Annotated in this window: 3 protein-coding genes and 1 other RNA gene; all 4 read left to right on the top strand. The window is 71.0% G+C overall.

Annotated features, from left to right (window positions below):
• The coding region (locus ACFU99_RS40325; RefSeq protein ID WP_384402749.1) for a S41 family peptidase at positions 1 to 360 on the top strand (360 nt) is incomplete at its 5' end.
• A gap of 18 nt (positions 361 to 378) precedes the next feature.
• Positions 379 to 879 (top strand): SsrA-binding protein SmpB, encoded by a 501-nt coding sequence (smpB, locus tag ACFU99_RS40320; RefSeq protein WP_384402746.1) that lies wholly within the window; start codon positions 379 to 381, stop codon positions 877 to 879.
• A 137-nt stretch (positions 880 to 1,016) separates the two neighbouring features.
• Positions 1,017 to 1,387: a transfer-messenger RNA gene (gene ssrA, locus ACFU99_RS40315) on the top strand.
• 150 nt (positions 1,388 to 1,537) lie between these two features.
• Positions 1,538 to 2,637: hypothetical protein (locus ACFU99_RS40310; protein WP_384402743.1), on the top strand; the 1,100-nt coding region annotated here is incomplete at its 3' end.

Raw genomic sequence — 2,637 nt, 5'->3', positions numbered from 1 at the left:
GCCACGTACGACGTGCACGGCGCGCAGCGCGCCCTGTCCGCCGCCCCCGGCGGCGACACCGCGCGCCCGCTCGCCGTCCTCGTCGACGGCGGCACCATGAGCGCCGCCGAGCTGCTGACCGGCGCGCTCCAGGACCGCGGCCGGGCCGTCGTCGTCGGCTCGCGCACCTTCGGCAAGGGCTCGGTGCAGCTGCCGAGCGAGCTGCCGGACGGCTCGGTCGCCGAGCTGACCGTCGGCCACTACAGCACCCCCGCCGGCCGGGCCGTGGACGGCGCGGGCATCACCCCGGACCTGGCCGCGGGCGGCGACGCCGAGGAGCGGGCCCGCACAGTATTGAGTGGCCTCGGGGGTGGGGCCTGATGCGAGAATGGCGGCGTTATGGCTAAAGACAAGGCTAAAGACAAAGACAAGAGCGGCCGGAAACTCATCGCGCAGAACAAGAAGGCGCGGCACGACTACCTGATCCTGGATACGTACGAGTGCGGCCTCGTCCTGACCGGCACCGAGGTGAAGTCGCTGCGGCAGGGCCGCGCGTCGCTCGTCGACGGCTTCGGGCAGCTCGACGGCGGCGAGGCGTGGCTGCACAACGTGCACATCCCGGAGTACGCGCAGGGGACGTGGACGAACCACAGCGCGCGCCGCAAGCGCAAGCTGCTGCTGCACCGGGTCGAGATCGCGAAGCTGGAGCAGAAGACGCAGGAGACCGGGCACACGCTCGTACCGCTGGCCCTCTACTTCAAGGACGGCCGGGCCAAGGTCGAGATCGCGCTCGCCAAGGGCAAGAAGGAGTACGACAAGCGGCAGACGCTCCGCGAGAAGCAGGACCGGCGCGAGTCGGACCGCGCCATCTCGGCGGCGCGCAGGCGGCAGCGGGCCTGACGGGCGGCTGTACCGCTGTGGCGGGCGCCGCCCCGGCGGCCAGGAATACGCTGGCCCCGTCGTGCGTTGGTCACGTATGATGGCCGTGCATCCCAGGGGATACCCGAGGGATGTGCGGAAAATTGATAAATCAACATGGGGATGATCGGTTTCGACAGCGGTTGTCGAGGCAGGGGAAGCGAGCCGAGGAAGCGGCAATGATCTCGTTAACCATATGTCGCAAACAATAATCGCCAACACCAAGCGCGATTCCTTCGCCCTCGCTGCCTAAGTAGCGACTTGCGAAGTGTCAGCCCGGGGATTGTTCCCGACCCGGATCCTGGCATCAGCTAGGGAACTAAACCACTAGGACCGGCCACGGGGCCTGGTGGGAAATCAAACAGTGGCTGAGCCCGTCGGAGACTTGTCCGTGTGATCTCCGGGGCCGAGAAAATCGCAGCGGACTGCGCTCGGAGAAGCCCTGTTTCCGCACCGTTGGACGCGGGTTCGATTCCCGCCATCTCCACTCATCCCATGTGAGACAAAGGCCCCACCGCCTCAGCGGCAGTGGGGCCTTTGTCGTTGTTTGCCGTCGGTGTCCGGTCGACCGGGAACCGGCGGGCGCTTCTCCCCCTCTTCCTACTAGGAGTGGGGTGACGCTGTGAGTCGGATGGATCGCATGGGTCAGACGAAGCGAGCGCGGGCGGCGGTGGCCGTGGTGTGCGCGGGGGTCCTGGGGTGGGGCGCCGCCGGCGGAACTGCTGAAGCTCATGCCCATTCCGGGCACGCCACGCCCTCCGGCCACGAGAAGCCGCCCCGGCACGCCACGCCTCCCCATCACCCCAAGTCCTCCCACCGCCCCGTACACGTCGAGGTCAACGGGGCCTTCGAGGCTCGGCCGGGGGAGATCGTCGACATTGTCGTGACGGGGCTCGAAAACGGTACGGCCGGTGCTGGCGGTACAGGCGGTGCAGGCGGTGCGGGGGTGCGTGCCGTCGTCGTCACCTCGCCGGTCTTCCCGCGTCCCGTGCGGCTCTCGCTCGCCGTCGAGGGCGGGCAGGCGCGGTACGCCGCGCACGAGGCCGTGTCCCTCACGGCGAAGGCCGGCCGCCACCCCGTACGCGTCGACGTCGACGGGCGGGTCGCGGGGCACGGGCGCGTACGGACGGTGGCCGCCAAGCGGCCCGAGTTCAGGGTCGTGGCGGACCGGACCGGCGCCCGGCCCGGCGAGCGGGTCGGGCTCTCCTTCGACGACCTGTACCCGGGCGAGCGGGGCACGTCCTTCACCGTGCGGTCGCGGGCGTTCCGCGCGCCGGTGCCGCTGCGGCACGACACGGGCGGGCTGGACTGGAACAACCCGCGCATGTTCACCGCCGCCCCGCAGCTGCCGTCGGACGTCAAGGACGGGACGTACGAGGCCGAGCTGACCGGGCCCGACGGGCGGCGCATCGCGGGCAAGCGGTTCACGGTCCGCGCGGCGCGGCCCGGCGACAGCGACTACGTCGGCAGGGGGCGCGGCCCCGCCTTCTTCGACCGGACCAGCCGGCCGGAGGCCGCCACCACCGGGCGGTTCCGGGTGGAGGCGGGCGGCATCGTCAAGGTGCTGTGGAGCGACATGGACCCGGACGCGGGGGAGGAGGAGCGGCTGACCGCGACCTCGGCGGCGTTCGACGCGCCCGTACCGCTGCGGCGCGACGACAGCAAGGCCGCCGACGGCGACGACCCCCGCTTCTACGGCCCCGCCCGCATCCGCCCGGACGTCTCGCCCGGCAGCTACCC

The organism is Streptomyces sp. NPDC057654 (assembly GCF_042800135.1).
Classification (GTDB): domain Bacteria; phylum Actinomycetota; class Actinomycetes; order Streptomycetales; family Streptomycetaceae; genus Streptomyces.
The sequence above is the reverse complement of the archived record's forward strand: the minus strand, read 5'-3'. Positions and strand labels throughout refer to the sequence as shown.